General features: G+C 72.8%; 17 protein-coding genes. 7 read left to right on the forward strand and 10 right to left on the reverse strand.

The annotated features are described in order from the left end of the window. Positions 1–40 precede the first annotated feature (40 nt). From rsmG to GA0070603_RS19895, 4 genes are all read left to right on the forward strand, one after another. Complete coding sequence (rsmG, locus tag GA0070603_RS19880) at positions 41–820, forward strand: 16S rRNA (guanine(527)-N(7))-methyltransferase RsmG (RefSeq protein WP_208863052.1); 780 nt, start codon at positions 41–43, stop codon at positions 818–820. A 645-nt stretch (positions 821–1,465) separates the two neighbouring features. Beyond that, positions 1,466–2,437: a ParA family protein gene (locus GA0070603_RS31550; RefSeq protein ID WP_244282734.1), complete on the forward strand. Its 972-nt coding sequence runs from the start codon at positions 1,466–1,468 to the stop codon at positions 2,435–2,437. Positions 2,438–2,464: 27 nt separating this feature from the next. After that, positions 2,465–3,520, forward strand: coding sequence for a ParB/RepB/Spo0J family partition protein (locus GA0070603_RS19890; protein ID WP_091316286.1), 1,056 nt, complete (start codon positions 2,465–2,467; stop codon positions 3,518–3,520). 2,924 nt (positions 3,521–6,444) lie between these two features. Then, complete coding sequence (locus GA0070603_RS19895; protein ID WP_091316288.1) at positions 6,445–7,236, forward strand: hypothetical protein; 792 nt, start codon at positions 6,445–6,447, stop codon at positions 7,234–7,236. A 72-nt stretch (positions 7,237–7,308) separates the two neighbouring features. Here GA0070603_RS19895 and GA0070603_RS19900 read toward each other — a convergent pair whose 3' ends face one another. Both GA0070603_RS19900 and GA0070603_RS19905 read right to left on the reverse strand, forming a co-directional pair. After that, a complete protein-coding gene (locus tag GA0070603_RS19900; protein ID WP_091316290.1) occupies positions 7,309–8,307 on the reverse strand; it encodes a D-alanine--D-alanine ligase family protein in 999 nt (332 codons plus the stop codon). Positions 8,308–8,314: 7 nt separating this feature from the next. Then, a complete protein-coding gene (locus GA0070603_RS19905) occupies positions 8,315–9,628 on the reverse strand; it encodes an aminotransferase-like domain-containing protein (RefSeq protein WP_091316292.1) in 1,314 nt (437 codons plus the stop codon). 293 nt (positions 9,629–9,921) lie between these two features. On the opposite strand from GA0070603_RS19905, the gene GA0070603_RS19910 reads away from it, so the two are divergent. Continuing rightward, entirely contained in the window at positions 9,922–10,587 is a 666-nt protein-coding gene (locus GA0070603_RS19910; protein WP_091316295.1) for a GNAT family N-acetyltransferase, read from the forward strand. 15 nt (positions 10,588–10,602) lie between these two features. On the opposite strand, the gene GA0070603_RS19915 is transcribed toward GA0070603_RS19910, so the two are convergent. From GA0070603_RS19915 to murJ, 7 genes are all read right to left on the reverse strand, one after another. Continuing rightward, positions 10,603–11,763: an N-acetylmuramoyl-L-alanine amidase gene (locus tag GA0070603_RS19915; RefSeq protein ID WP_091316298.1), complete on the reverse strand. Its 1,161-nt coding sequence runs from the start codon at positions 11,761–11,763 to the stop codon at positions 10,603–10,605. A 190-nt stretch (positions 11,764–11,953) separates the two neighbouring features. Then, positions 11,954–12,277 (reverse strand): thioredoxin, encoded by a 324-nt coding sequence (trxA, locus tag GA0070603_RS19920; RefSeq protein WP_073836974.1) that lies wholly within the window; start codon positions 12,275–12,277, stop codon positions 11,954–11,956. Positions 12,278–12,313: 36 nt separating this feature from the next. Then, positions 12,314–13,267 (reverse strand): thioredoxin-disulfide reductase, encoded by a 954-nt coding sequence (trxB, locus tag GA0070603_RS19925; protein WP_091316301.1) that lies wholly within the window; start codon positions 13,265–13,267, stop codon positions 12,314–12,316. Between the two features lie 178 nt (positions 13,268–13,445). After that, entirely contained in the window at positions 13,446–14,414 is a 969-nt protein-coding gene (locus GA0070603_RS19930; RefSeq protein WP_091316304.1) for an RsmA family anti-sigma factor, read from the reverse strand. Then, positions 14,411–15,142, reverse strand: a complete 732-nt coding sequence (gene sigM / locus GA0070603_RS19935) for an RNA polymerase sigma factor SigM (protein WP_091316307.1) — start codon at positions 15,140–15,142, stop codon at positions 14,411–14,413. The genes GA0070603_RS19930 and sigM overlap by 4 nt, the downstream gene beginning before the upstream one ends. 43 nt (positions 15,143–15,185) lie before the next feature. Next, a complete protein-coding gene (locus tag GA0070603_RS19940; protein ID WP_091316310.1) occupies positions 15,186–16,802 on the reverse strand; it encodes a protein kinase family protein in 1,617 nt (538 codons plus the stop codon). Positions 16,803–17,233: 431 nt separating this feature from the next. Continuing rightward, positions 17,234–18,973 (reverse strand): murein biosynthesis integral membrane protein MurJ, encoded by a 1,740-nt coding sequence (gene murJ, locus GA0070603_RS19945; protein WP_091316313.1) that lies wholly within the window; start codon positions 18,971–18,973, stop codon positions 17,234–17,236. Positions 18,974–19,102: 129 nt separating this feature from the next. On the opposite strand from murJ, the gene GA0070603_RS19950 reads away from it, so the two are divergent. Continuing rightward, positions 19,103–20,563 carry a CCA tRNA nucleotidyltransferase gene (locus GA0070603_RS19950; protein ID WP_091316316.1) on the forward strand — a complete coding sequence of 487 codons (1,461 nt, stop codon included), beginning with the start codon at positions 19,103–19,105 and terminating at the stop codon, positions 20,561–20,563. 165 nt (positions 20,564–20,728) lie between these two features. After that, positions 20,729–22,771, forward strand: coding sequence for a S8 family serine peptidase (locus GA0070603_RS32390; protein WP_091316319.1), 2,043 nt, complete (start codon positions 20,729–20,731; stop codon positions 22,769–22,771). Positions 22,772–22,844: 73 nt separating this feature from the next. On the opposite strand, the gene GA0070603_RS19960 is transcribed toward GA0070603_RS32390, so the two are convergent. Beyond that, positions 22,845–24,359 carry a flotillin family protein gene (locus GA0070603_RS19960; RefSeq protein WP_091316320.1) on the reverse strand — a complete coding sequence of 505 codons (1,515 nt, stop codon included), beginning with the start codon at positions 24,357–24,359 and terminating at the stop codon, positions 22,845–22,847. Between the last annotated feature and the right edge of the window lie 15 nt (positions 24,360–24,374).

The raw sequence follows: 24,374 nt of genomic DNA on the forward strand, positions 1-24,374 counted from the left end.
GCCCTCCGGTGACCGGGGCGCCGCAGCGGGACAGTCCTTCATGGACGGTGCGGACCGGTCCGCCGGTGAGCAGCCATCCCCGGCGGGGGCGACGTTGCCGCCCGAGTTGGCGGACGCCGCCCGTACCCTCTTCGGCGACCGGCTCGACCTGGCCGCCGCGTACGCCGAACTGCTGGCCACGGACGGGGTGGTGCGCGGCCTGATCGGCCCCCGCGAGACGCCCCGGCTCTGGGACCGCCACCTGCTCAACTGTGCGGCCATGGCCGAGCGGATCCCGGAGGGCGCCAGCGTCATCGACGTCGGCTCCGGGGCGGGCTTGCCCGGTCTGGTGCTGGCCATCGCGCGCCCCGACCTCACGGTGACCCTGGTCGAGCCGCTCGCCCGGCGGACCTCCTTCCTGATCGAGGCGGTGCAGCACCTCGGGCTGACCCGATCGGTCCGGGTGTTCCGCGGACGTGCCGAGGAGGCCGCCACGGGGTCGCGCGACCGGGAACCGCTGAGCGCCGACATCGTCACCGCGCGAGCCGTGGCGGCGCTGGACCGGCTCGCCGCCTGGTGCCTCCCGCTGGCGGTGCCCGGCGGCCGGTTGGTGGCGCTCAAGGGCGCCTCCGCCGCCGAGGAGATGGCCGAGCACGCCGCGGCGGTGGCCCGGCTCGGTGGCGGCGAGCCGGAGTTGCACCGGTGCGGGGCCGACGTGATCGATCCGCCCGCCACGGTGATCGAGGTGGTCCGCGAACGGGTGGTCGGCCCGGCCAGGAAGAAGGGGCCGAAGCGCTCGCGGGGCGGGCGCCGCCGCGGCTCCCACGGTCGGGATCGCTGACGCGGCAAGGCTTTCCGCGCGCCCACCCGGTCGTTGGACCGGGTGGGCGTGAGCTGATCGATCAGAACCCGACGTGGACCCGCTGCGCCCGTCGGCCGTAGGCTGGCCGCGCGTCGATAGTGTGGAGCGGCGGTGCCGGGCGGCACCCGAACCCGACCGTTCCCACCGGGCCGGTGACGCCGCGCGGTGAGCGTGGGGGCCTGAATGACGGGGTGCGGACCGACCATCCGGAGCGGGCAGGGATGACAGGTGCATGACGACGGCAGGTACGACGATCGACGGGTGACCGGGCCTGGAGGGCAGCCCTCCGCCACCGGCCCCGTTTCACGTGAAACCACCTACCAGGGCTGGCCGGCGAGCGGCGAGCCCGACGACCCGTCCACGCGTCCCCCGGACTGCGATCCGGTGGTGCGCCGGGAGGCGCCGTCGACGGGTGCCGTGCGACCGGTCTCCTCCGTACCGGCGAACGTGCCGCTCGCCCGGGACCCGCACGACCCGAACGGCGGACCGGCGAACGCGCCCACCCCTCGTCCCGCCGCCGCGCGCGGGAACGCGGCGGTTCCCGCGCGCTACGAACCGCAGCCTCCGGTGGTAGCCGTGCCGCAGCAGCCCACCCCGGAAGCCGCGCCGGACGTGGCCGCGGGTGTGGCTGCCCCTGCCGACACGCCACCGGCCGCCGGCTACGACGACGAACCCACCGCGAGCACGTACGTTTCACGTGAAACCCCGACGCGCGAAGAGGATGACCCACCGTTGGCTATGGAGGCTATGCGCGCCGTGCAGATCCTGAATCCCAGTGGTGAGGTCACCATGCCCCGCCCCGAACGGACCCGGGTGATGTGCGTCGCCAACCAGAAGGGCGGCGTGGGCAAGACCACGACCACGGTGAACCTGGCGGTGGCGCTCGCCCTGCACGGCAACCGGGTGCTGGTGGTCGACCTCGACCCGCAGGGCAACGCCTCCACGGGGCTCAACGTGCCGCACCACACCGGGGTGCCGGACGTCTACGACTGCCTCATCGACAGCGTGCCGCTGGAGGAGGTGGCGCAGGCCGTCGAGGGCATCCCGAACCTGTGGTGCGTACCGGCCACCATCGACCTGGCGGGCGCGGAGATCGAACTGGTCTCGGTGGTCGCCCGGGAGTCCCGGCTGGCCCGGGCCATCGCCGCGTACCCGGGGCACTTCGACTACGTCTTCATCGACTGCCCGCCGTCGCTCGGCCTGCTGACCGTCAACGCGCTGGTCGCCGCGCAGGAGGTGCTGATCCCCATCCAGTGCGAGTACTACGCGCTGGAGGGCCTCAACCAGTTGATCCAGAACATCAACCTGGTCCGGCAGCACCTCAACCCGAAGCTCGAGGTCTCCACCATCCTGCTCACCATGTACGACCGGCGTACCCGGTTGGCCGACGCCGTGGAACAGGACGTCCGGAACCACTTCGGGGACAAGGTGCTCCAAGCCGTGATCCCCCGGAACGTACGAGTCTCCGAGGCACCCAGCTACGGGCAGTCCGTGATGACCTACGATCCCGGTTCGCGGGGGGCCACGAGCTACTTCGAGGCCGCCCAGGAAATCGCCGAGCGAGGCGTCATGGAGCCGGTGAGCCGGAATGCGTAGTGCGGAGAAGTCGCTGGGAGGCGTCGCATGAAGAACCGTCCTCGCGGCGGACTGGGCCGGGGGCTCGGTGCCCTCATCCCCACCGGACCCGTGCCGGGCAGCACCCCGGCAGCCGCCGAGACCGAGAACGGTACGGCGACAGCCGTCCCGGTAGCCCCCGCCAGCGGTGCGGCGGCAGTCACGACCGGAGCCCTCGGCGCCGGTGAGGTGACCACCTCGGGTGCCCCGCCCGCGGAGCCGGAGCCGCAACTGAGCCCCGTCCCGGGTGCCCGCTTCGCCGAGATCCCGGTCGACAGCATCGTGCCGAACCCGAAGCAGCCCCGGCACGTCTTCGACGAGGAGGCGCTGGAGGAGCTGAAGACCTCGATCCAGGAGGTGGGTTTCCTCCAGCCGATCGTGGTCCGCCAGCTCGACAGCGAGAAGTACGAACTCGTCATGGGCGAGCGGCGCTGGCGTGCGGCCCAGGCGGTCGGCCGGGAGAACATCCCCGCCATCGTCCGGGACACCAAGGACGACGCGATGCTCCGGGACGCGCTGCTGGAGAACATCCACCGGGCCAACCTCAACCCCCTGGAAGAGGCGGCCGCGTACCAGCAACTGCTGGAGGAGTTCGGCGCCACACACGAGGAGCTTGCCCGCCGGATCGGCCGGAGCCGGCCGCAGATCTCCAACACCATCCGGCTGATGAACCTGCCCGCCCAGGTGCAGCGGCGGGTCGCCGCAGGGGTGCTGTCCGCCGGCCACGCCCGTGCCCTATTGAGCCTCGACGACGCCGACGCGCAGGAGCAGCTCGCCAAGCGCATCGTCGCCGAGGGCATCTCCGTACGCGCCACCGAGGAACTCGTCGCGCTGGCACTCGCCGACGGCCCGGCGAAGACCCCGGCCGCGAAGCGCCGACCCAAGGCGCACGCGCCCGCGCTGACGGACCTCGCCGACCGGCTCTCCGACCGCTTCGACACCCGGGTGAAGGTCGACATCGGCCGGAGCAAGGGGAAGATCACGATCGAGTTCGCGACGGTCGACGACCTCGAGCGGATCGTCGGGATCATCGGCGTGGGCCAGGAGGAGCAGCCTGGGGAGTGACTCCTTCCTGTCGGTCTCGGCCGCGTGGTCCCTGCGGGGGCGACGCGGCCGAGCCGTTTTGAGGGGCTCGCCGGCCGCTGCGGATCTCGTGGCCGGACCTCTCCCAGATGGTGCCGGGGCTCGGACTGTTGAGGCCCGGTTTGGAGGCCCGGGGCGCGAGCGGACGGCAGGGGCCGGGCGGGAGTCCTCCCGGCTTGCTCCCCCGTCGCGGTGCCGGGCCGAACGAGTGCTGTGTCTGGACCTACCTGGTGGTGCTGATGGGTTGTCGCGCGGGCTGCATGGTCGCGCGGCCCGATGCCGCTAAGAGTGCTGGCGCGCGGTGTGTTTCACGTGAAACGGTGGCGGGGCGCTGGACTCGGTTCCACGAGGAATCCCCGCACCGGTCGTTCCGGCCGCTTCTCACTGCTGGTCATGGGGTGGCCCGCCTTCCCGGTCGCTGGGGGGTTGGCCGCTCATCGGCCAGGCCGGTGTCGACGGCCCCGTGGCGGCCTTCCCCGTTCTGCCGCCAGGCGGGGGTCCTGCCCCGGTGGCGCCGTTTGCCCGGCGGCGCGCCGGCTCGATGAGGCTCTCGCCAGGGCGACACCGCGGTCTCTCTGGTGGCGCCGTTTCTCCGGTGGCCGTCCGTTCTCTGATGGCGTCGTCCTTCTGATGGCGCCGCCTCCGGTGGGACCGCCTGTTCGGTGGGACCGCCTCTCGGGTGGGACCGCCTGTCCGGTGGGACCGCCTCTCGGGTGGGACCGCCTGTCCGGTGGGACCGCCTGTCCGGTGGGACCGCCTGTCCGGTGGGACCGCCTCTCTGGTGGGACCGCCCCTCCATGGGACCGCCCCTCCGGTGGGACCAATGCGCCGGGCACTGTTACCTCCCCGATCCGCACTGCTGCCCCGGTGGTGTCCCCTGGCCGGCGGTGTCCCCTCCGCCGGCGGTGGCCCTTGCGCGGGTGTCAGTCGGCGCTCGGCGTCCTCGCCCTGGGCCGCAACCCACCGCGAAGGCTCATGACGATGTCGTCCGCTGGCGGGCGCCCGCTCGCTCGGGTCGCCGTCGCTCCTCCGCAGCTTCCGGGAATCGCCTCGTGTTCAGCAGACCACTCTTCCCGGGGCTGTGTGACCTTCTGAAGCCGTCCGTCGTCAGCCTTGGTGTCTGGCGAGTCCGTTCCCATCTGGAGCCGGCTCTGGGGCTCTGGACGGGCGCGAGGGCTCATCCCATGTCACCGCACTGCTCCGGCCTTTCGTTCGCGGTCCCGATGAGGCCGGGCCCGAGTCAACGCGCCGAAAGGCCACGCGCCGCTTCATGCCTAGAAGGAGTCCGAACCGTGAGCCGAGACGGTGTGGCAGGTCCGCGGTCGACTTCCCGTCGCAAGCAAGGCGGCCGGTCCGGGTCCGAGGGATTCCCCGAGTGCACGGTGGATTGAGGCCGGTCCGCCGCCTTCGGATGATCCGGCCTCGATGAGCAGAAGAGGCGTCTCGGTCCATGAACAGAAGAGAGGTCTCGGTACCGGCGCCCCGGAGCGGGGTGGGCCTCTGGCCAACAAACCTCGCTGCCGCCTCGCTGTTTCACGTGAAACACCGGAACCGCGCCTCCGCCAGCCGGTGAGCGGTCCTTCTGCTCGACGTGACCATCCGAGGCTGGACGGTCCGGACCGTGACCGGAGGGGGCGGCTGCCCGCTCGGACGAGCCTAGGAAAATCCGCTCCCCGGGAAGCCTCGCGGTTCGAACCGGTGGGTGTCCGCGGGTGCCTCACGCGGCTGCCCCGACTCCCCGCAACCGCCCTGCCCGTCAGAGACGCCCGTCCCCCGGCCGGCATCGCGGGCCACGTGGGGTCAGGCCCTGCGGAAGATGTCTGCGCCGGAGGCCGCCCCGCCGGTCTGCGCCGGCCCGGAGGAGTCGCCGGTCGAGCAGTGGGCCGGTGAGGAGTCGGTCGGTCAAGGAGCGAACCAGTCCACCGGCGGGTTCGCCGAAAAGCGGCTTGGCCAAGCAGCGAGATCGGTCTGGTAGCGAGTCGGTCCGGTGGCAAGGGTCCATCGGGTGGCAGGTTCGGTCGGGTGGCAGGTTCGATCGGGTGGCCACCTCGGTCGGCAGCGGGCTCGGTCGGGTGGCGGGCTCCGTCGGCAGCGGCTCGGTCGGGTGGCGCGCTCGGTCGGCAGCGGGCTCGGTCGATAGCGGATCCGTCGGACAGCGAGGTCGGTCGGACAGCCGAGGGCCGGGTCGAGAGCGGGGTCGATCGTGGGCCGGCCGAGGGTCGGCCGAGAGCGGATCGGTCGACAGACAGCCGGTTCGGCCGGCTGGGACGCGGCTGTTCGTCGGGATGCCAAGCGCACCGGAATTGCGGTCACCGCCGTCGACCGGGCCACCGCACCGCCGTCAACCAGGCCGCCGCGAGGCACGCACGGGCCGACGGCGGCCGGCGCGGTGACGACCCCGGAGCGGTGCGGGAGGGCTGAGACGAGCGCTACGGATTGCCTCCGCTGGAGTCCCGTCGATCCGCTCCTAGGCGACGAAGGACAATCGGCTGACGGCGACCCGGCGCTCCCACGAGCCCACCCCGGGAGGAACCGTTTCACGTGAAACCGGCCCGCACCGCGGCGTTCCGATCCCTCCCGACGAGCGCCTCAATAAGAAGCCGGAGAGCCGAGAAGCAGGCCGGTGCGGATGGCCGGCTCGCTCGTTAGGAAGGAAGGACCGAGCCACCCCGCCCCCCCTGCACAGCCACCCGTCGTTATCCACAGCTGTTTTCCACAGGCCCTCACCGTTTCACGTGAAACAGCGCGCGAAAACCCTTGCTGAGCAGTGGATGACGCCGTGTGGTGGTGATCTCAGCGCCCTGTGGACAACGCGGTGGACAACCCGTTGTGGATCGACGAGGAACGCTCGCCTGCCCGGCGGTCAGGTAGGGACAGGCGTCGCCAACTCGGTTAGGGTCAGCGTCGTGCAGGACACCCCTCCCTCAGTCCCGGACTTCACCCAGTGGCCCTCCTTTCCCTTCGAGGGCGATCTACGAGTCAAGCAGCTCGACGAGCCGGTCCCGGTCGAGCCTCCCCGCCGCGGCGAGGGGCACCGGGAATGCACCGCCTGCAACGCGCCGGACGAGGCGTACATCTGGGTGGGTGAGCGATGGCGGGTCCGGGCGATGGACCGACCCACCGGCCTCCCGATGGTGCTGATCCTGGAGTCCCGGTCGCACCTCGACCTCGGCGACCTGCCGAACCTGCTCGCCGCCGAGTTGGGCGTGATGACGGTGCGCCTGGAGCGGGCCATCCGCTCACTGGACGGTGTGGCCCGAGTGCACGTCAACCGCTGGGGTGACGGGTCGGCGCACCTGCACATGTGGTTCCTGGCGCGGCCGTACGGGCGGCTGCAACTGCGGGGCACGTTCCTGTCCCTGTGGGACTCGATCCTGCCGCCGATCTCCGAGGCGCAGTGGCGGGAGAATCTGGCGATGGTCGCCGCGTGGCTCGCCGAGTTCGGTGGCCGTCCGCTGGCCGAGCCTCCCCGCATCCAATGGCAGGCGCCGTCGAGCCTTGCGGCGCAGTCGGCCGGCGAGGCCGTCGAGGAGCCGGAGGAGGAGACCGCCTCGGTGATCGAGGCAGCGGACGAGATTCCGGAGGCCGAAGTGGCGGAGGCGCCCGCGACCGAGGATCCGGCGAAGGCGAGCACACCGGGGGAGCCCGAGGAGCCGGAGGAGGCCGAGGAGCCGCGGCGGACCCAGGCGCCGACGTAGGCCGCACGGGTGGTTGCCGGCGGCGGGACAGCGGTGGCGGTCGTCGGTGCCGCGACGGCGGTCAGCCGGACGTCAGGGGCGGCGGGCGGCGGCGCGGGTGACGAGAGTGCCGAGCGCCCGCCCGAAGTCCAGCCCGGCCGCCTGGACGGCGAGCGGGAGCAGTGAGGTCTCGGTCATCCCCGGGGAGACGTTGACCTCCAGCACGTGCGGCTGCCCCTCCGCGTCGACGATCAGGTCGACCCGGGAGAGGTCGCGCAGGCCGAGTGCGGTGTGCGCGGCGAGCGCCACCTCGGCCACCCGCTCGGTCGTCGCGGGGTCGAGCCGGGCCGGCGCGTGCCAGGTGGTGCGGCCGGCGGTGTAGCGGGCCGCGTAGTCGTAGACGCCGTTGCGGGGCACGATCTCGACCGGCGGGAGCGCCTGCGGGCCCTCGCCCAGGTCGAGCACGGAGACCGCCACGTCCATCCCGGGCACGTAGCGCTCCACGAGCGCGGTCTGGTCGTACGCGAAACAGCCGACCATGGCGGCCGGCAGCGACGCGGCGTCCCGGACCACGGCGGCGCCCAGCCCGGAGCCGCCCTGCGCGGGCTTGACCATCAGCGGCAGGCCGAGCCGGTCGGCGATCCGGTCCAGGACGGCCACCGCGCCGAGTTCGGAGAAGCGGTCGTGCGGGAGCGCCACCCAGTCGGGCGTGGGGATGCCGGCCTCGCGCAGCACCGTTTTGGCGGAGGGCTTGTCCCAGGCGAGCCGGGACGCGCGGGCGTCACAGCCCACGTAGGGCACGTCGCAGAGGTCGAGCACGCCGCGCAGCGAGCCGTCCTCGCCCGTGGCGCCGTGCAGGGCGATCACCACGGCGTCCGGCGGGTCGGCGGCGAGAGCGGGCAGGAGCGCCACGTCGGCGTCCCGCAGTTCGGCCTCCACGCCGACGGCGCGCAGCGCGTCGAGCACCCGCCGGCCGGACCGGAGCGAGACGTCCCGCTCGTAGGAGAGGCCGCCGGCGAGCACCAGCACGTGCAGTTCGTCGGTGGCGGCGGATCCGGTCACGGGAGTGTGTGCGGCAGGGCTGACGGCCATGCGGGAATCATGCCAAGTCGGGACCGGGCGCGTCCGAGCCGCCCTGCCGACGCCGCGGACCCGCGCCGCCGACCGCCCCGAAGACCTTGCGCATGGCGATCTCCTGCTCCATCACGCCGGCCAGCCGGCGGACGCCCTCCCGGATCCGCTCCGGGGGCGGGAAGGAGAAGTTGAGCCGCATGTTGCCGCTGCCGGTCCCGTCGGCGTAGAAGCCGGTGCCCGGCACGTACGCGACCCGGGCGGCGATCGCCCGCGGCATCATCGCCTTGGAGTCCAGGCCGTCGGGCAGGGTCGCCCAGACGAAGAGGCCGCCGGCCGGGGTGGTCCAGGTGGTGCCGTCCGGCATCAGGTCCGCGAGCGCGTCGAGCATGGCGTCGCGGCGCTCCCGGTAGACCTCCCGGTAGACCTTGAGCTGCTGCCGCCAGGGCATGGTGCCGAGGTACGTCGAGACGGCGGCCTGCGCGTAGCCGCTCGGGCAGAGGATCTGCGCCTCGCTGGCGATGACCAGCTTGTCGCGGACGGCGTGCGGGGCGAGGATCCAGCCGACCCGCAGGCCGGGCGCGAACGTCTTCGAGAAGGTGCTCAGGTAGAAGACACCGTCGCGGCGCCGGGCCCGCAGCGGCGCGGGCGCCTCGCCCTCGAAACCGAGCTGGCCGTACGGGTCGTCCTCCACCACCAGCAGCCCGGCGCGCTCGCAGATGTCGAGCACCCGCTCGCGCCGCTCCTCGCTCAGCGTCACGCCGGTCGGGTTCTGGTAGGTGGGGATGGTGTAGAGGAACTTGACCCGCCGGCCGGCCCGGGCCAGGTCGGCGATGGCCGTCTCCAGCGCCTCCGGGATGAGCCCCTCGTCGTCCATCGGCACGTGCGCCACCTGGGCCTGGGCGGCCTGGAACACCCCGAGTGCGCCGACGTACGTCGGGCCCTCGGCGAGCACCACGTCCCCCGGGTCCAGGAAGAGGCGGGCCACCAGGTCGAGCGCCTGCTGGCCGCCGACGGTGACCACCACGTCCTCGGGCGAGGCGCCGCACGACGCGTCGATCCCGGAGAGCGCCATCACCTCGCAGATCCGCTCGCGCAGCTCCGGGGTGCCCTGGCCGATGCCGTACTGGAGGGTGGTGGCGCCGTGCTCGGCGCCGAGCCGGCCGAGCATCTCGCCGACCGCGTCGAGCGGCAGCGCCGCGATGTAGGGCGCCCCACCGGCGAGCGAGACGACCTCCGGCCGGCTGGCCACCGCGAACAGTGCCCGGATCTCGGAGGCCGTCATCCCCCGGACCCGCCGGGCGTACCGGTCGGTGTAGTCGTCGAGCGTCGTGCCGGTCATGACATCACCTCGATCGGGTGTCGGCGGGGCTGCCGCCCGGTGTGGTACCCGCGATGCCGGCATCCATGGCGGCGCGCGGGACGCCGGTTGGTCGATCGTAGTCGCCGCCGTCCAGGACCGGGCCCACCATGTGGGTACGTCCACATCCCGGACCGGCCGGCTGCCCGCCACGGGTGGGCGTTCGCGCGTCCACTCCCGTAGCGTCAGGTGGGGGCGTACGATCGCTCGTCGGGGGCAGGAAGGCGGCGGGTGACCGCGGTGGTGCCCGCTGGCGAGCCATTGGTGGGGTGCTCATGTCGCGACGTCTGGTCAGTCTGACCCTGGACACGCTGGAGGACCTGCCCCGCTCCTGCCGGCAGTGCGTCTACTGGGAGCTGGACCCGGTCTCCGCCGAGCGCGCGTGCGCCGCCGGCGACCCGGGCCTGGAGAAGGAGGCCTGGGTCTCCCAGACGCTCCTGGAGTGGGGTTCCTGCGGCAAGCTCGCGTACGTCGACGGCATGCCGGCCGGTTTCGTCATGTACGCCCCACCGGCGTACGTCCCGCGGTCGATGGCCTTTCCCACCTCGCCGGTCTCCGCGGACGCCGCGCTGCTCATGACCGCCCACGTGGTGCCCGCCTTCGCGGGCGGTGGGTTGGGCCGGATGCTGGTGCAGGGGGTGGCCCGGGATCTCACCAAGCGGGGCATCAAGGCGATCGAGGCGTTCGGCGACGCGAAGTTCGGCGACGACGGGGACGACCCGACCCGGGCCTGCCTCGCACCGGCCGACTTCTTCCTGTCGGTGGGCTTCAAGACGGTCCGCCCGCACCCGCGCTACCCCCGGCTGCGGCTAGAGTTGCGCACCGCGCTGAGCTGGAAGTCCGACGTCGAGTACGCGCTGGAGAAGCTGCTCGGCTCGATGAGCCCGGAGACGCTGCTCCGCCCGGTCCGGCCGGCTCCGGCCACCCGCTCGACCAGCTGACGGGGCCCGGCGGGCTCAGTCCACCACCGTGCCGGCGGCCACCACCGCCCGCAGCTCGCTCACGTCGATGGAGCCGGTGGGCACGTCCCGCTCGATCGGGAAGTACATCCGCTGCACGGCGGCGACGATGGCCTCGACCACCCGGTCCCGGAACCGGGGGTCCACGAGCCGGCCCCGGTCGGCCGGCGAGGTCAGGTAGCCCACCTCGACGCGTACCGCCGGCATCCGGGTCAGCCGCAGCAGGTCCCACGCCTTGGCGTGGGTGCGGCAGTCCCGCAGCCCGGTGCGCGCCACGATCTCCCGCTGGACCAGCCCGGCCAGCCGCTCCCCGGTGGCCGAGGTGACGCCGTTGTCGGTGCCGTAGTGGTAGGTGGCCACCCCGTCGGCCTCCGGGTTGGCGTGCCCGTCGGTGTGCAGCGAGATGAAGACGTCGGCGCCGAGGGAGTTGGCCAGTTGGGCGCGGTCCGCGTCCGGCAGGCAGGTCCGCGGGGACGGGCCCCGGGTGAGCTGCACCCGTACGCCGGCCGCGGCGAGCCGCCCCTCCAGGCGGCTGGCCAGGTCGTGCACGATGTCCGCCTCGCTCCAGCGCAGCGGGCCGTCGGGCACGACCACGCCAGGGTCGGTGCCGCCGTGCCCCGGGTCGATCACCACGGTCCGCCCGACCAGTGTGGGCCCGGCCTGTCGGATGGCGTCGGACTCGCGGAGCCACTGCGGCCGCCCGCCGACCACCTTGCGGCCGAGGCGGCGGAGCGCGTTGATGGTGTGCGGCCCGCACGCCCCGTCCGGTTTCAGCCCCATCTCCCGCTGGAACTGGGCGACGGCGCGGGAGGTGCGGACGCCGTAGATGGCGTCGGCGCGGCCCACGTCGTACCCCATCTCCAGGAGCCGTTCCTGGAGCGACCGGACGTCCTCGCCGATGAGCGGCTCGGGGACCGCGTGGTAGAGGGTGCGCGCGCCGAACCGCCAGCGGGCGGCGTCCAGCGCCTGCCAGGTCTCCGCGCCGACCCGCCCGTCCACGCTGAGGCCGCGGGACTGCTGGAACGCCCGGACCGCGCGTTCGGTCTCCGGGTCGAACTCGTCGCCCCCGCCGCCGGCCGGGAGCAGTTCCAGGCCGGTGAGTACGGTGCGGATCTCGGCAACGGCGGGTCCCCGGTCACCGGGTCGGATGGGACGCACGACGACCCCCCTCTGCACGGACGCTGGCTGGCCGGGCACCCCGACGGGGGTTGCTTCCCGCCGCCGAACGCCTAACGGAGCGTACCGTGGCCGGTCACCGAGCGGCCCGGGTTCGGGGCAGGTCAGGAAAGGCGGAACCCCCGTCACCCGGGGCGGGTGGACGGGGGTTCCGGCGGTGTCGGACGTCGGCTCAGAGCGCCGACTCGATGAGCTTGACCAGCTCACCCTTCGGCTTGGCGCCGGCGATGGACTGCACCGGCTCGCCGTTCTTGAAGATGGTCAGGGTCGGCACGGACATCACCCGGTAGGTGCGCGCCGTCTCGGGGTTCTCGTCGATGTTGAGCTTGACGATGGTGACCTGGTCGCCCATCTCGCCCGCGATCTCCTCCAGCAGCGGCGAGACCTTGCGGCACGGACCGCACCATTCCGCCCAGAAGTCGACCAGAACCGGCTTGTCGGACTTCAGCACGTCGCTCGCGAAGCTCGCGTCCGTGACCGCCTTGGTTGCTCCCACTATGAACCCTCCTCCGGGACCTTTTCGTACGTTTTTTCAGCCTTGCAGGGTGGCGATGAAGCGCTCGGCGTCCAGGGCGGCGGCACACCCCGTGCCGGCCGCCGTGATCGCCTGCCGGTAGGTGTGGTCGACCACGTCACCGGCGGCGAAGACACCCGGGATGCTCGTCCGGGTGCTGGGCGCCTGCACCTTCACGTACCCCTCGTCGTCGAGTTCCACCTGGCCGCGGAACAGCTCACTGCGCGGGTCGTGGCCGATCGCCACGAAGACGCCGGTGACGTCGAGCACCTTGGTCTCGCCGGTGTGCACGTTGCGCACCCGTACGCCGCTGACCTTGCCGTCCTCGCCGAGGATCTCCTCGATCACGCTGTTCCACTCGACCTTGATCTTCTCGTTGCCGAGGGCGCGGGCGGCCATGATCTTGCTGGCGCGGAACGAGTCGCGGCGGTGGATGATCGTCACCGACTCGGCGAACCGGGTGAGGAAGCTGGCCTCCTCCATCGCCGAGTCGCCGCCGCCGACCACCACGATGTGCTGGTTGCGGAAGAAGAAGCCGTCACAGGTGGCGCAGGACGACACGCCGTGGCCCAGGTACTCCTGCTCGCCCGGCACGCCCAGCGGGCGCCAGGCCGAGCCGGTGGAGAGGATGATCGCCTTGGCCCGGTAGGCGGTCTCGCCGACCCAGACGGTGCTGACCGCGTCGGAGCCGGTCTCGCCGGTGTCCTTGAGCTCGACCCGGGTCACGTCGTCCGTGAGGAACTCGGCGCCGAACCGCTCGGCCTGCTTGCGCATGTTGTCCATCAGCTCGGGGCCGAGGATGCCGTCCGCGAACCCGGGGAAGTTCTCCACCTCGGTGGTGGTCATCAGCGCGCCGCCGGACTGCACGCCCTCGATGACCAGCGGATTGAGGTTGGCGCGCGCGGCATAGACCGCCGCCGTGTAACCGGCCGGCCCGGAGCCGATGATGATCAGGTTGCGGACCTCGTCCACTGCCGTCTCCCGATGTGTGTGTTCGTCACCGGCGCGCACCGATGTCGATCCCGAGTGCCGACGGCTCAGCGGCGCCGGCGCCTGACTTGCAGAACGTCATCGTACGAAGCGGGGATTCCCGAGCCGGTCATCCGGTGGGTCACGTCACGTGGCGGGACACGACGGGGTGACCGTGACCTCACCCTACCCGCGTGGTGAACCGGGTGTCCGCGCCGGATCCGGGAACCCCGCACTCGGGTCCGCTCACCCACGCCCACCGTGCGCCGCCCGCGTCCGTGAAGGTGACCACCAGCGCCGGGCTGCCCCGGAACCGGGCGTAGTCGACCAGGTCGACGGTGAGCGGGGCTGCGCCGTGCTCGGCGCCGATCTCCGACAGGCAGGCGGCCAGCGCCTCGGGGCGGGCGAGCCGCTCCAGCCCGAACGCCTCCGAGAGCCGCCCTCCGTCCTGCCCCTCGGCGGAGTTCGCCTTGCCGCTCTCCAGCGTCGAGGGTCCGGTGACCCCGGTCCGCATCCCGAGGAAGCTGTCAACGGTGTAGTCGGTGCCGCTGTGCCGAGCCGGCCCGGTGGTCCGAAACGGCGCGGCGGCCAGCGGGGCGGCCTGGTCGTCGGCCCGGCTGCCCGCGTTGTCGGCCGCACCGGTGACTCGGCCGGCCCCCGCGTCGACCAGGTGGCTGACCCCGAACCCGACAGCGGTCACCGAGGCGGCGGCCAGCACGACCGGACCGGCGATCCGGGCCCAGCGCCGCGAACGGCGCCCCGGTCCGGTGTTCCGGCCCGGCCGGTCGGTCACGCCGGTCGGATGGGTGTTCCGGCTGGGCTGCGCCGGCACGACGGCCGGCGCCGGGCCCGGCTCGGCCGGGTCGGACGCCGGTTCGCCGGTCGGGGCCGGCCCGGCGCCGGCGAGCGCCGCGTTGATCCGGTCCGCCACGGTGGGCGGCAGCTCCGGGGCGGGCTCGGCGGCCCACGCGGCCAGGTCGGCGTCGACCAGCTCGACCGCCCGGGCCAGGGCGCTGTACGCCTCGGCCCAGGTCGGGTCCTGCTCGACCAGCCGGGCGACGGTGGCCTGCTCCGGGGTGCCGTCCAGCGCACCGCCGAGGTAGTCGGCGAGCAGGTCGTGGTCGACCTCGCTGAACTCCCGGGAAGTCACGTCTCCTCCTGGCTGGCGTCCCGCCGGGACCAACCCGACGTGGATCCGACGCCCTCGGGCGGCCGCGGGTTCCCGCTGGTGACCGGGGGCACGTCCGCCGGCTCGTCGGAGCCGGTCCGCAGGTGCCCCAGGAGTACGGCCAGCCGGGCCCGCCCCCGCGCGCACCGGCTCTTCACCGTCCCCTCGGCGACGCCGAGCATGCGGGCCACCTCGGCCACCGGGTAGCCCTGCACGTCCACGAGGACCAGCGCGGCGCGCTGCTCGGCCGGCAGCGCGGCGAGGGCCTGCCGGACCACCAGGGCGGTGTCGTGGTCCCGGGCCGGCGCGGCCGGCTCCACCCCGCCGGTGTGCCGGCCGGGCTCCCCGTCGGTGTGCACCCCGTCGGGCAGCGGGACCGTGGCGTGCGTCTGGCGCCGCCGGATCCGGTCCAGGCAGGCGTTGACCACGATCCGGTGCAGCCAGGTGGTGACCGCCGAGTCGCCCCGGAACCGGGCGGCGGCGCGGTGCGCCGACAGCAGGGCGTCCTGGAGGGCGTCGGCCGCCTCCTCGCGGTCGCCCACCGTGCGCAGGGCCACCGCCCAGAGCCGGTCGCGGTGCCTGTGGAACAGCTCGGTGAAGGCGTTGCGGTCGCCGGCGACGTGCGCCCGCAGCAGGTCGAGGTCGGACACCCCGGCCGGCGGGCCGTCCCCGGTCGCCGGCCCGGGCGTACGCCCACCGCGACCCGCCATCACCACGTCCGACGGAGGCGGTGCACCGGGTGCGGCGAGCGGCTCACGAGCCCTGGACCGTGATTTCCTGGACGCCGAGCTTCCAGCCGCCACCGCTGTCCTTCTCCGGCAGCTCGGTGATCCAGAAGAGGAGGTACTGGTACTTCGCCTCCGGGTTGAACCCGTCGAAGGTCATCGTGGTGCCGTCGTGCTCCTCGAACGGCTGCCCGATCCGCTCGGTGTAGGCGGCGACCAGCTGCTTGTCGCCCGAGGAGCTGGACGGGAACTCGTTCTTGCCCGCGCGCAGCTCCGCGGAGGCGCCGGTGGACGACAGGGTGGCCTGGATCGACTTGACCGTGCGCGGGGCACCGAGGTCGATCCAGATCCCCATGCCCTTCTTCAGGCCGCCGAACTTGCCGTTGTTCCGGTAGCTGGCGGTCTCCCAGCCCTCGTTCGGGTCGCCGTCGATCACCTTCTCGGCGTTCCGCACCTCGGCGCGGTCCCGGCTCTCCGGGTCGATGATCCGGACGTCCTGGATGGTCAGCTTTCGGACCGGCGCGGCCGGGGCGCTGGTGCCGCCGCCGGCGGGGGCGCTGCTGGTCGGCTGAGAGACCGGCTCCTTTGTCTTGTCCTTGTCGTCGCCGCCGAGGGCGCTGATCCCGATGAGCAGACCGACCAGGGCCACCGCCAGCAGGCCGGCGATGCCCAGGGCGACCTTGCGGCCGCCGGCCGCGGCCAGCGGTGAGGGCTCGTCCTCGGTGTCGGCGGTGAAGCGCAGCGGACCGGCCTGCTCCAGGAAGTGCTCGTCGGCGGGGATGTCGAGCCGGTTGAGCTCGGCCGACAGCACGTCCGACGAGGGCGGGGCGATCTCCGGGTCGAGCAGGTCCATGGTGAGGTCGTCGAGGTACGCCGGCACCCCGGCCCGCACCTGGCGGGGCGCGGCGATGGCGCCGCCGGCGTCGCGGACCGCGTCGGGGAGGGCGGCGCGGCCGTGCCCGGCGGTGGCGCCGTGCAGCGGGGCCTCGCCGTGCGGCCAGTGCCCGGTCAGGGCGAAGTAGAGCACGCCGCCGACCGCCCGGAGGTCGTTCTCCTGGCTGTCCGCCCCGTCGGTCCGGGCGTCGGCCAGGACCACGCGGGCGTCGTCGCTGATCATCACGGTGCCGGGGTGGACGTTGCCGTGCACCATGCCGGTGGCGTGGACGGCGGCGAGGGCGCTGGCCACCGCGCTGCCGATGGCGGTGGCCCGGGCCGGGTCCAGCGGACCGTCGGCGGCGACCAGTTCCCGCAGCGACTGGCCGTCCACCCACTCGCGGACCACGTAGGCCCGGTCGTCCTCGTCGATCGCGTCGTAGACGCCGACCAGGTTGGGGTGGATCACCCGGCTGGCGGCGACGGCGGCCTGGAGCATCTCGGTGGCGGAGTCGCCACCCGGGTAGCGGAGGACCACCGCGACGGGACGGCGCAAGATCACGTCGACCCCGCGCCAGACGAGCCGGCCCGCGCTGTCGTTGTTGATGTGCTCGACCAGCTCGTACCGCTCGGCAAGGACCTCACCGGCCGTGGGAGCACCGAAGGTCACGACCGGAGGAGAGGTCTCCTCCGCCTCCTGACCCTCGCCGACCTGGGTCACCCGTCCTCCCTCGGTGATCGTGTCGATCGATGGACCCGTGCTGCTGGGCATGTGGCTTCCCGCTCTGCCTTGGATGGAACCGGCAGACCGGTGTCGACGCCCACGTCGGCACCTGCCGTGCCCGTCGAGAGCGACCTTACCCGGGATGCCCGGTTCTCCGACATGTCATCTTCCCGCCGGAGCCGTCGGGACACCAGTGACGCCGGGCATCGGCCGGGTAACGGCCGCGTCCGGCCAGGTCGCCGGGACATGCACGCCCAATCTAGAGGTTGACGGCAAGTAGTCGGCGCAGGGGCGACCGGTGTGGCGGCCGCCCGTGAGCCGGCGTGGGTTTCCCCGGCTCCGGCCTGGCCACCCTCAGCCGTACGGTTGGTTGTCCACAGGCCGAGAGGCCCATTGGGCGGCGGAACCCGGGGTTATCCACAGCCGTATCCCCAGGCTGGTGATCCTCGTTCACCGTCCGTCATCGGCGCCGGTCGAGGTCAGCGCCCGAGCCGGCGCCGGACCATCCCGACCACCTCGGTGATCTCGCCGATCCGCAGCGCCATGGCCAGCCCGAGGTAGGTCACGCCGATCACCGCGCCACCGATCACCAGCTGGACGGCGGCGGCCAGCCAGCTCAGGTGCGCCGGATCGCCGGGGAGCAGCTTCACCACCAGGAGGCCGACCAGGGCCGCGCCCAGCGCGGCGATCACCACCCGGCCCATGGTCCGCATGATCCCGCCCAGCCCGATCCGGCCCACCCGCGGCCGCAGCAGCATCGCCGAGATGATCGCCGCGGCCACGTAGGAGATCGCGTTGCCGAGCATCATGCCGGCCGCCGCGAAGGTGGCCGAGAAGGCGAGGAAGAGGCCGACCTGGAGGAGCACCCGCAGCGCCACCACCGGGATGTTGACAAGCGCCGGGGTGCGGGTGTCCGGCAGCGCGTAGAAGGCGAAGGTGAAGAGCTGGCTGATCGCGAACGGGACCAGGCCGAGCGCCGCGACCAGCAGCACGGTCGAGGTGGCCACCGCGTTGTCGCCGGTGAAGGCGCCGTACCGGAAGACCACCACGGAGATCGGGCCGGCGAGCACCGCGTAGCAGACGGCGATCGGGGCGAGCACCGCGGTGACCATCCGGGTGCCCCGGGACAGGTCGGCGGTGACGTCGCGGAACCGGCCCTCGGCGGCGGCGGCGCTCATCCGTGGCATCAGCGCCGTGATGATCGAGACGGCGATGATGCCGTGCGCCATCATCAGCAGGAGGAAGACGTTGTTGTAGATCAGCAGGCCGGCGTTCTTCGACCCGGCGGCCCGGGTCAGCAGGTTGACCACCACGAACAGGCCGAGCTGGTTGACCCCGACGTAGCAGAACATCCAGCCACCGAGCCGGGCCAGCTCGCGAAGGCCGAGTTCGCGGAAGTCGAACCGCCACTTCCACCGGAAGCCGACCTTGCGCAGCGCCGGCAGCAGGCCCAGCGTCTGCACCGCCACGCCGAGCAGGGTGCCGCCGCCGACCAGCAGGATCCGGCCCGCGCCCATCTGGTCCGGCTGGAGCGCCCGGGCGCCGTACAGGGCGACGTACAGCCCGAAGGTGCCGATGACCACGAGGTTGTTGAGGATCGGCGCCCACATCGGGGCGGCGAAGTGCCCCCGCGTGTTCAGTACCGCGGCGATCAGCGCGCTCACGCCGGTGAAGAACAGCATCGGCAGCATCAGGTAGGACAGGTCGTTGACCAGGCCCTTGTACGTGTCGTCCTTGCCGGCCGCGTAGATCGCGGTGAGCACCGGGGCGGAGACCATCGCCAGCAGTGCGGTCACGGCCAGGGCGAGCACCGCCAGGGAGAGCAGCCGCTGGGCGTACGCCTCGCCCCGGTCCGGGTCGACCTTGCGGCGGCGGACCAGCACCGGGATCAGCACGCTGGTGAGCACGCCGCCGAGGAGGAACTCGTACACCTGGTTGGGCAGGAACTGCGCCGTGGTGTACACGTTGCCGACCGCGTTGCCGAGGGCGGCGCCGATCATCAGGTTGCGGATGAAGCCCGTACCCCGGCTGACCAGGCTGCCGATCGCCATCACCGCGCTGTTCGCCGCGGCGCTGGTCTCCGCGACCACCTCCTGCGGCGGCGCGGTGGCCTCCACGGCCGGCTGGTTGAGCGGCTCGGCCGAGATGAATGTCGCCTCGTCGTCCGGCGGCTGGCTGCCGCCGTGCGCGTTGGCGCTGCGGTACAGGCCGCCGCTCATCTCCAGCCTCCAAGGGGTACGTCGCAGCCGGACCTCCGGGCCCGTACACCCGAGACCTTAGTCAACCTCGGTGGCATACCCGCGCCCGGCGCAGTTGATCGGGCCCCGGCCCGATAGGCTGGCGGTCCCATGTCCGAAGTCTCCGCCTCCCACGCCGCCGAACGCCGCGAGCTGACCGCCGCGCAGCGCAACGCCGTCGCCGAGCTGCTCCGCGTCTCGCCCGTCGCCGACGAGCTGGGCCGGCGTTTCGCTCAGGCCGGTCACGAACTGCACCTGGTGGGCGGTTCGGTCCGGGACGCCCTGCTCGGCCGCCTCGGTGACGATCTGGACTTCTGCACCGACGCCCATCCGGACGAGACCATCCGGATCATCCGGGGTTGGGCCGAGTCGATCTGGGAGACCGGGCGGGAGTTCGGCACCATCGGTTGCCAGCGCGACGGGCTCCGGCTGGAGATCACCACCTTCCGCGCGGAGGCGTACGACCAGGTCAGCCGGAACCCGATCGTCGAGTACGGGACCAACCTCGTCGACGACCTGAAGCGCCGGGACTTCACCGTCAACGCGATGGCGGTAAGCCTTCCCGACCACCGGTTCACCGACCCGTACGGCGGCCTGGCCGACCTGGCCGCCAAGATCATCCGTACCCCCGGCACGCCGCAGGAGTCGTTCCGGGACGACCCCCTGCGGATGCTGCGCGCGGCGCGGTTCGCCGCCCAACTCCGTTTCACGGTCCACCCGGACGTCGGCGAGGCGATGGCCCGGATGGCCGCCGACCTGGACCGGATCACCGCCGAGCGGATCCGGGACGAGTTCACGAAGCTGCTCTGCGGCGCCGACCCGATCACCGGGCTGCGCCTGCTGGTCGACACCGGGCTGGCCGACCGCTTCCTGCCCGAGCTGACCGGGCTGAAGCTGGAGATCGACGAGCACGCCCAGCACAAGGACGTCTACGAGCACACGCTGACCGTGGTCAGCAACGCCATGTCGATGGAGGAGGACGGCTGCGACTTCGTGCTGCGGATGGCCGCGCTGATGCACGACGTCGGCAAGCCGGCCACCAAGGCGGTCGGCCCGGACGGCCGGGTCAGCTTCCACCACCACGAGGTGGTCGGCGCCCGGCTGACCAAGGCCCGTATGAAGGCGCTGCGCTACCCCAAGGACGTGACCTCGCAGGTGGTCAAGCTGGTCGGCCTGCACCTGCGCTTCTACGGCTACGGCCGGGGCGAGTGGACCGACTCGGCGGTCCGCCGCTACGTCACCGACGCCGGTGACCTGCTGTCGCGCCTGCACAAGCTGACCCGCTCCGACTGCACCACCCGCAACCGGCGCAAGGCGGCCCAGCTCGCCGCCGACTACGACGCGCTGGAGGAGCGGATCGCCCGGATCGCCGCCGAGGAGGACCTGGCGCGGGTCCGTCCCGACCTCGACGGCAACGCGATCATGGAGCTGCTCGGTGTGCCGCCGGGCCCGGTCGTCGGGCGGGCCTGGCAGCACCTCAAGGAGCTGCGGCTGGAACGCGGCCCGCTGGAGCGGGACGAGGCCGAGGCCGAGCTGCTGCGCTGGGCCAGGGAGCAGGGCGTCGTCGGCTGACGGCTGACGGCGATACGCCGGCGTTTCGACCGAACGGTTGACGCGCATGATCGATCTGTCCCCCATGATGTTGGTCATCACCGGCCTCCCGCTTCGAGGGTGAGGCTGTTCTGATCGCATCCGCCCGTCCGATCCGGACGGTCCCTGGAACGGGGAGAACACTTCGTGACACGCCACGGCGCGCTGCGCCGATCCGCGCTGGTGGGGCTCGCCCTCACCTCGGCCACCTCGATCCTCTGCGCCGCCACCGGCGGCCCCGCCCTGGCCGACCCGACCGACCCGCCGCGGGCCGAGGTCCGGGGCGCTGGCACCGCGGACGCGGTGCCGGACCGCTACATCGTCGTCCTCAAGGACGGCAAGGCCACCCCCGCCGAGGTGCGGGCCAGCGCCTCGGCGCTCACCGACGAGCACGGCGGGTCGGTGCGCCGGGTGTTCAGCAAGGCGCTGCACGGCTACTCGGCCAGCATGAACCGCCGGCAGGCGGAGAGGCTCGCGGCCGACCCCGACGTCGCGTACGTCCAGCCGGTCCAGCGCTGGTCGGCCACCGGCAGCCAGAGCGGCACGCCGTCCTGGGGCCTGGACCGGATCGACCAGACCACCGCGAAGGCCGACGGCGTCTACACCTACCCGGCCACCGGCGCCGGGGTGACCGCGTACGTCATCGACACCGGCATCGACATCGAGCACCAGGACTTCGGCGGGCGGGCCAGCTACGGCTACGACGCCGTCGAGCAGGACACCGTCGCGCAGGACTGCGACGGCCACGGCACGCACGTGGCCGGCACCATCGGCGGCACGAAGTACGGCGTGGCCAAGGACGTCAAGCTCGTCGCCGTACGGGTGCTGGACTGCGAGGGCGGCGGCACCACCGAGCAGGTGCTGGCCGGCATCGACTGGGTCACCGCGAACGCCGTCAAGCCGGCCGTGGCGAACATGAGCCTCGGCTTCGGCGGCACCGACCAGGCCGTCAACGACGCGGTCAACCGTTCGATCTCGTCCGGCGTCACGTACGCCGTCGCGGCCGGCAACAGCATGCAGGACGCCTGCGGCGTCTCGCCGGCGAACGTGCCGGCGGCCATCACGGTGGGCGCCACCGACCGGGTCGACTTCCGGGCCTGGTTCTCCAACTACGGCCGCTGCCTCGACACCTTCGCGCCGGGCACCGGCATCGTCTCCGCCGCCATGGGCACGACCAGCGGCTCGGTGGCGATGAACGGCACCTCGATGGCCTCGCCGCACGTGGCGGGCGCCGCCGCGCTGCTGCTCGAGGCGCACCCGGCCTGGACCCCGCAGCAGGTGCGCGACTCCATCGTGACCACCGGCGTGGGCGGCGCGGTGCACGACACCATGGGCTCGCTGGACCGCCTCCTGCACGTCGGCGCGGTCCCCACCGCCCGCGGCTCGTACGGGCTGAAGGCGCGGGTCAACGGCCGTTACGTGACCGCGGAGACCGCGGGCACCAAGCCGCTGATCGCCCGGGGCACCGGCGTCGGGGCGTGGGAGAAGTACGACGTTGTCGACGCCGGCAGCGGCCTGGTCGGGCTGCGCGCCCGGGTCAACAACAAGTTCGTGACCGCGGAGAGCGCGGGCGCGAAGCCGCTGATCGCCCGCTCCACCGCGATCGGCGCCTGGGAGAAGTTCCAGATCATCGACAACACCGACGGCACGATCAGCCTGAAGGCGGCCGTCAACGGCCGGTACGTCACCGCGCCGAGCACCACCACCCCGCTCATCGCCAGCAAGACCGCGATCGGCACGGCCGAGAAGTTCGACTTCGACGCGGCGGCCCCCGTCGTCGGCATCAAGTCGCTGGCCAACGGGAAGTTCGTCACCGCGGAGAGCGGCGGCAGCCTGCCGCTGATCGCCCGGTCCGCCACCGTCGGGGCCTGGGAGAAGTTCGAGATCGTCAGCGTCGGTGACGGCTTCTTCGGCCTCAAGGCGCTGGTCAACGGCAAGTTCGTGGCCGCGGAGAGCGCGGGCGCGAAGCCGCTGATCGCCCGGTCCGCCTCGATCGGCACGTGGGAGACGTTCGACTTCCTCGACTACAACCCGGACGGCTCGATCTACCTGCGGGCGTACGTCGACGGGCAGGCGGTCACGGCCGGCAGCACCGGCGCCAGCCAGCTCATCTCCAGCCGTACGGTCGACTGGAACAGCCCGACCCTGGGCCTCGGCACCGGCGAGAAGTTCGTCGTCGCGGTCATCTGACCCGCCCACACGAGAGCGCCCGCCGGAATTCCCCGACGAGGGGATCCGGCGGGCGCCGTCGTTTCGTCCCGGATCAGTGCTCCACGGTGCTGCCGTCCACCGCGGTCCGGCCGTTGCCGCTGCCGCCGGCCGCGCCGCCCAGCTTGGCGAGCAGCCCGGCCAGGTCGATGCCGGTCAGGTCGCTGCCGAGCTGGAGGCCCTGTGCCACGTTGCCGGCGACCGACTTGGTCAGCGACGAGGCGCCGTCGGTGGAGATCACCGTCATCTTGTCGATCGCGCCGATCGGGGCGCTGGCCGCCTCGACCACCTGCGGCAGCACCTTGACCAGCAGGTCCAGCACCGCGGCCTCGCCGTACGCGGCGAACGCCTCGGCCTTGCGCGCCATCGCGTCGGCCTCGGCCTGGCCCTTGGCCAGGATGGCCGCGGCCTCGGCCTGGCCCTCGCGCTCCACCGCCTCCGCGATCGCGGAACGCCGGCGCTGCTCCGCCTCACCCTCCTTGGCGCCCTCGATGGCGTTCGCCTCGGCCAGCGCGGCACGCCGGGCCCGCTCGCCCTCACCGGTGAGCCGGGCCTGCTCGGCGGCGGCCTGGGCGGCCGCGATGGTGGCCTGCCGCTGCGCGTCCGCGTTGAGCACCGCCGCGTTGCGGGCCGCCTCGGCCTCCTGCTCGACCTTGTAGCGGGCCGCGTCGGCCGGCTTGCGCACCTCGGTGTCGAGCTGGCGCTGCTTCAGCTCGGCGTTGCGCTCGGCCACCTTCTGCTGCTCGGAGAGGATCGCCTGGTCGCGCTCGGCCTGGGCGAGCGGGCCGGCCGCCGCCGACTTCGCCTTGGCCGCGTCGATCTCGGCCTGGATGGCGGCCTGCTTGAGCGACAGGTTGCGGTTCGCCTCGGCGATCGCCTCCTCGGCGAGCAGCCGCTCCTGCTCGGCCTGCTGCCGGGCCCGCGCCTCGGCGATGGCCGCGTCCTTGAGCACCCGGGCCGCCTCGGGCCGGCCGAGGTCGGACAGGTAGGACCCCTCGGCCAGGATGTCCTGGAGCTGGAAGGTGTCGAGCACCAGACCCTGGTTGGTCATCGAGTGCTCGGCCTCCTCGGCAACCGCGCTCGCGAACGCGGCCCGGTCCCGGATGACCTCCTCGACGGTGAGCCGGCCGACGATCGAGCGCAGCGCGCCGGCCAGCACCTCCCGGGTGAAGTCCTCGATCTCGTCCTGCTGGTGCAGGAACCGCTGGGCGGCCGCGCGGATGGCGTCCTCGGTGCCGCCGACCTTGACGATCGCCACGCCGTGCAGGTCGGTGCGGATGCCCTGCTTGCTCACGGCGCCCTTGATGCCGACGTCGATGCGCCGGCTGGACAGGTCGAGGGACTGGAGCTTCTGCACCACCGGCAGCACGAAGACCGACGCGCCGAGCACGACCTTCTGCCCGGACATGTCGGTGGAGCGTCCGCCGTCGGCGGTCTGGGTGGTCCGGCCCTTGCGGCCGGTGACGATGAACGCCTCGTTCGGGCCGGCCACCTTGATCCGGGAGAGCACGAAGAGGACGAGGACGACGGCGAGGAGGACCGCGCCGCCGATGGCGACGAGCAGGGGCATGGGAGTTCCCGTCTG

The organism is Micromonospora chersina (genome assembly GCF_900091475.1).
In the GTDB taxonomy this organism is placed as follows: Bacteria; Actinomycetota; Actinomycetes; order Mycobacteriales; family Micromonosporaceae; genus Micromonospora; species Micromonospora chersina.